Source organism: Roseibium sp. (genome assembly GCF_025698965.1).
Taxonomy (GTDB): domain Bacteria; phylum Pseudomonadota; class Alphaproteobacteria; order Rhizobiales; family Stappiaceae; genus Roseibium.
This window is the reverse complement of sequence record NZ_JAILWL010000434.1, coordinates 1-5,657: the sequence shown is the minus strand read 5'-3', so window position 1 is coordinate 5,657 and position 5,657 is coordinate 1. Positions and strand designations below refer to the sequence as shown.

4 protein-coding genes are annotated in these 5,657 nt (G+C 55.5%); 3 read left to right on the top strand and 1 reads right to left on the bottom strand.

The window, feature by feature from the left end; genetic code table 11:
* From K5905_RS26210 to K5905_RS26200, 3 genes are all read left to right on the top strand, one after another.
* Positions 1 to 229: hypothetical protein (locus tag K5905_RS26210; RefSeq protein WP_297589698.1), on the top strand; the 229-nt coding region annotated here is incomplete at its 5' end.
* Positions 226 to 1,131: a YghX family hydrolase gene (yghX, locus tag K5905_RS26205; protein WP_297589697.1), complete on the top strand. Its 906-nt coding sequence runs from the start codon at positions 226 to 228 to the stop codon at positions 1,129 to 1,131. The genes K5905_RS26210 and yghX, both read left to right, overlap by 4 nt.
* 576 nt (positions 1,132 to 1,707) lie before the next feature.
* The gene (locus tag K5905_RS26200) at positions 1,708 to 5,052 is read left to right on the top strand and encodes an adenylate/guanylate cyclase domain-containing protein (protein WP_297589695.1); all 3,345 of its coding nucleotides are present in this window, start codon (positions 1,708 to 1,710) and stop codon (positions 5,050 to 5,052) included.
* 198 nt (positions 5,053 to 5,250) lie between these two features.
* Here the strand turns inward: K5905_RS26200 and K5905_RS26195 are convergent.
* On the bottom strand, positions 5,251 to 5,657 hold a 407-nt coding region (locus K5905_RS26195), incomplete at its 5' end, for a hypothetical protein (RefSeq protein WP_297589692.1).

Below are 5,657 nucleotides of genomic sequence, written 5' to 3'. Positions count from 1 at the left end.
GGGCTTTGCTTACCTCCTGCTCACGACTCAAATGCAACACACGCCGCGCCCGAAACCAATTCATACACACGGCCTGGGCTATCTGTTCGAAGCCACAACGCAGATTTGTGTTTTCGCCTGTTACAAACGGTTACAACTTATTGAGCATGAGGCGGTGGACCTTGCCTGTCAGTCTCCTAAGTTTCGAGGCAGCATGAAACTTCATGCTATTCAGGGAGTGATGACATGAACGACATGACACCGGTACGCCGCATGACGGCGAAGGACTTTCCTCAGGAACTTCTCGATCTTTACGATTACTATGCGCATGGCAAGATCACGAAACGCGAGTTTTTGAACGGTGCGGCCAAATTCACGGTTGCAGGGGTGACAGCGGCCATGTTGCTGGATCAGCTCTCCCCCGACTATGCCCTGGCGCAACAGGTCGACCCGGATGATGCCGGGATAGAGACACAGCGCATTACCTATCCCTCTCCGAACGGCCATGGCGAGGTTAACGGCTATCTGGTGAAACCGGCGGGAGCCACCGGAAAACTGCCGGCTGTGCTCGTCATTCACGAAAACCGCGGCTTGAACCCCTATATCGAAGATGTCGCACGCCGTTTGGGCAAGGCAGGTTTTCTGACGCTCGCTCCGGACGGACTGACATCGGTCGGCGGTTATCCTGGAAACGACGATCAGGGCCGTGAAATGCAGCGTACGGTCGACCGGGAGAAGCTTCTCAACGACTTCTTCGCCGGGTTTGAATATCTTTTGAACAGCAGTGACAGCACGGGCAAGGTCGGCGCGGTGGGCTTCTGTTACGGCGGCGGGGTCGTCAACGCGATCGCTGTTGCCTATCCTGAACTGGCTGCCGGTGTTCCCTTCTACGGACGTCAGCCGAATGTGGGCGATGTGGCGAAAATCCAGGCACCGCTCATGCTGCAATATGCAGAACTCGACGAGCGCATCAATCAAGGCTGGCCCGCTTATGAAAAGGCGCTCAAGGAAAACGGCAAGAACTACGTTGCGCACATGTATCCAGGCGTCAATCACGGTTTCCACAATGACACGACACCGCGCTATGATGCAGAAGCTGCCAAGCTTGCCGAAGACCGCATGATAGAATTCTTCAAGGAAAATCTGGGCTAGATCGTAGCCGCAAAAAGATGTTGAAGTCCGGACGGCAGTTCGGGCTTCTTTCGTTTGATATCAAGGATCATCCGAATGGATCTCGGTTGCCGGTTCTGCAAAGGCCCAGACAGAAGTTGCCGTCGCGGACACACCTGTCATCGACACGAGGGACGCCTCGCAGCTTGCAGGGAAGAATCGGGCAGATCATTCACCATTCGGCGTCGGTGCGAGCAACTCGCAAGTTAAGGCTACTTTTTGGAGTTTGAATCACGTCCGCAGGTCCAAAATCAATGTCTGTTTCGCTTCCAGATGCGGTTGCTTGATCCGCTAACCGGTCCGGCCGCTCTGAGCACACTCACAATTTCTTCTGATGTCGCAGACGCGACGACACCATAGAATTCCAATGCGTAAGTTTGACCTATATCCGACATTCAATAAGCCAGCCGTTCTGCCCGCCGCTCTGATTGTTCGCTAACATTAGGTCTCAAGTTTACATCAGTTTTGTCCATACCTCGTTTTGAGCTATTGTTTGTTCCATCGGGAGATTTTGGACAACACTGGTCAATGCCTCCCTTCGGAGCCGGAGGGAACGATTTGTCAGATATCAAGGATTGGCTCGCAGAGCTTGGATTGGACAAGTACGTTTCTGCTTTTGCGGAGGCCGAAATTGAGTTCGTCGATCTAGCGCATCTCACCGATGAAGACTTGAAGGAACTTGGATTGCCTCTTGGTCCTCGCCGCCGCGTAAAAGCGGCAATCGAGAGCATTGACATCGGCATTAAGACACATTCTACAGCACCCAAACAACAGCAGTCCGCCGGAACGCCCTCTGTATCGTCCTCCGAAGCTGAACGACGTCATCTGACGGTAATGTTTGTCGATCTTGTGGGATCCACTGAGATAGCAAGCAAGACCGACCCTGAAGACATGCGCACTGTCATTACCGGTTATCAGGATACTGTTACCGGGATTGTCTCTCGCTTTGAAGGATTTGTCGCCAAGTTCATGGGTGACGGTGTGCTGTGCTACTTTGGATGGCCACGCGCCAACGAGGATGATGCTGAGCGCGCCGTCCGCGCGGGACTTTCGATCATTGAGAGTGTCAGGACATCACAGGCGGCTGACGGTACGCCCCTTGCTACCCGGATTGGCATTGCTACCGGCGTTGTGATTGTCGGCGACCTGATCGGCCGAGGAGCAACACAAGAGGCGGCAGTTGTGGGTGAGACCCCCAACCTGGCCGCGCGCTTGCAGGCAATTGCGGAACCAAACCAGTTGGTTTTACCAAAGGAAACCCAACGCTTGCTGGGTAACGCCTTTAATCTGATATCAATCGGCGCCCAGGAGCTGAAAGGTGTCGCTGCGCCAGTCGAGGCTTTTGTCGTTAAAGGTGAGATATCTGTCGAGAGTCGGTTCGCCGCACACCAGTCGGGAACGCTGACGCCCATCGTTGGCCGTGACCGGGAGATCGAGTTGATGCTCGAGCGCTGGGCACTAGCCCGCTCTGGTCATGGGCAGATAGTCCTTGTGAGCGGTGAAGCGGGCATCGGCAAGTCTCGCATCACCCGCGCTGTGATCGACGAGATTGCGCAAGATGATCTTACCCGCATCACTTATCAATGCTCACCCTATTACACCGACTCTGCGTTCTATCCTGTCATTCAACAGCTGTCATTTGCAGCCGGGTTCGCGCCAGCGGACAGTTCGGATGCCCGATTGGATAAGCTGGAGGTTCTGCTTGGTGCAGAGAACGACGCGCTGAAGCTAGTTGCACCCATGATGGGATATGGAACCGAGCGGTACGGCAAACTTGATCTGACACCTGCGCAGCAAAGAGCGCAAACGATGCAGGCGTTGACCAGATTGCTTGTACAACAAGCCCAGAAGCGACCCGTTCTGCTGGTTTACGAAGACCTGCACTGGATCGATCCGACATCTCTGGAGCTCGTTGACCTCCTGCTGGACGCGATTGCCGACCAGCAAATAATGATCCTTGCCACAGCACGTCCAAGCTTTGATTACGGCTTTGGCGGGCACCCCATCGTCACGCGATTTGCGCTGAACCGGTTGGGCAAGGAAATGGTCGGGGCCATCACTTCCAAACTGGCTGGGGGAAAGGCATTACCCGATGAGATCATGGAGGTTATCGCTCAGCGCACCGATGGCGTGCCACTGTTTGTCGAGGAACTCACCAAGACGATCCTTGAATCGGGCGCACTTAAAGAGGACGGCAACCGTCTCGTTTTGAACGGCCCGCTGAGTAAAATCGCCATCCCCACCACACTGCATGACAGTCTTATGGCGCGGCTGGATCGGCTTCAACCGATCAAGGAGGTGGCGCAGACTGCCGCATGTATCGGACGCGAGTTCAGCCACGGCCTGCTGGCTCAAATTTCCCGTTTGCCAGACATCGAACTGGCCGCCGCTCTGGACGGTCTGATCGAAGCGGAACTGATCTACCGGCGCGGCCTGCCACCAGAAGCGACCTATCTCTTCAAACACGCTCTCGTCCGAGACGCAGCGTACGAAAGTCTACTGAAGGAAAAGCGCAGGGCGGTTCACGCCCGGATACTTGGCGTACTGGAAACAGACACGGATGTTGCACCAGAAGTTCTGGCCGTTCACGCTGAGGCGGCGACCCTAACCGATCGTGCTATCGATTTGTGGGAAGCAGCGAGTGGTGCAGCCCTCGCGCGGCCTGCATATGACGAAGCCATCTCGCATCTAGGACGCGCCATAGCGTTGATCTCACCCCAGCTGGAGGACGATGCCTCCCTGTCAACTGAACGTGCGTTGTCTTTACAGGTCCCGATGGGCATGGCGTTGCTTGCCCGAAAAGGTTACGGCGCAGATGAAACCGTGGCCGCGTTCCAAAAGGCGCTCGCTCTGGCGGACAGGATTGGCGAAACCCCGCTGCGATACTCAATCCTTTATGGCCTATGGGTAAGCACCGCAATCAGGGGCCAGCACGCCGACGCTTTGCGGATCGCAAGAGCACTTGTTGAGCAGGCGGACAAGTCGCCGGATTCTGTGTCTCTTGTCGTCGCCAATCGTGTTAGCGGCCTTTCGCACTGGTTCATGGGCGATTTCATGGAGGCAGATCGATATCTCGATGCCGCGCTGGCACACTTTGACCCGGTCGCGCATGCGGGCCTCGCCCATCGGTTTGGCCAGGATATCGGCGTCGCGATTCACATTTTCAAGGCATGCAACTTGTTGTTACTTGGCGAAACGAAACGCGCCTTGGAGCACGCAAAGGAATGCGAGCGTCTCGCTAAATCGACAGGCCATGGCCAGACGGTTTGCTATGCGTTTGTCGTGCGGTCCACTTTCGATCTGATAGCCGATGACCAGGCCGGCGTCCGTCGTTGTTTGTCCGAAATTGCACCATTTGCCCAGGAGCATAGTCTTACGCTGTGGCTCGCCTATGTATCGGTGGTCACCGAGATCACCGCAGCTCAAGATGGTGATAGAACCAGCGTAAAGAGATACAAAATGGCCGATGCAGCCATAGTCGCGGAAAAGTGCACGTTCTTCGTATCTCAGTTTCGCATCAATGTCGGCTGGTCGGCCTTGGCCATGGGACTCAAGGAGGCGGCGGCTGAACTTGCCAACATGGCTCACGACATCATAGAGCAGACGGGTGAGGCTTACGCGTTGGCGGATCTACACCGGTTGAATGCGGCTTTGGCAGATGCGGATGGCGACAGTGTTGCAGCCGAAAGTCACCTCAGTTCCGCGCTTAACGTCGCCCGAAAGCAGGGCGCTAAACTCTGGGAATTGCGCGCCGCCATTGACCTTGCACACCTTTGGCAGGAACAGGGCCGCACAGATGAGGCCACAGCGTTGCTAGATCCAGTTTATGACAGCATCGCTGACGGCAGCTGCCCCGATGATCGGGCCGCTGCCAAAGAATTGCTTGCAGTTTTGAAGGGTTGAACGAAGCGCCAAATAACCAGGAACCGAAGTCAGCTATTGGCACAATATGACGATGCGAGACACGTTGCCAAATCAGATATCCAAGACAATCGACTTCGGTCGCTTTGCTCGCGTTGCCGACCGACGCGGTCAATTGATCAGCCTTGGAGGGGTTGCAGAAAGCGGTCATCCGCTCTCAATCGTTTGTGAGTACACGCCTTAGACAAATTTGAAGGCCCGGATCCGATTGAGAATTTCGTCAGGGTCTGCCGCCAGAGTGTGGAGATTGATTGCGATCAGTTCCCGGCCGTGCTCACGCGGGGTTCGCTTCCAGTTCCGCATCATGAACTTCTTCCAGATGGAGAAGGACTGCGCCTGGGAAACCGCATTTTCAAGCGGGCGAGTCAACAGGACGTCCAGGCTGACCAGCTCCATATTCCGCACCGTCGTGCGCTTGACGTCCGTCATTCGGATAGCAGCCCAGTCGATAAAACCGATCCGCTCGACATAAAGGCCTTCTTCATTCGCGCCGAGTTGAGGCTTGCCTCTTTCAACCATCGGATAGTGCCAATAGGCCATTGCCAGGGGCGCAATTGCTGCCAGCGCCAAAAGAGGAATGTCACCGA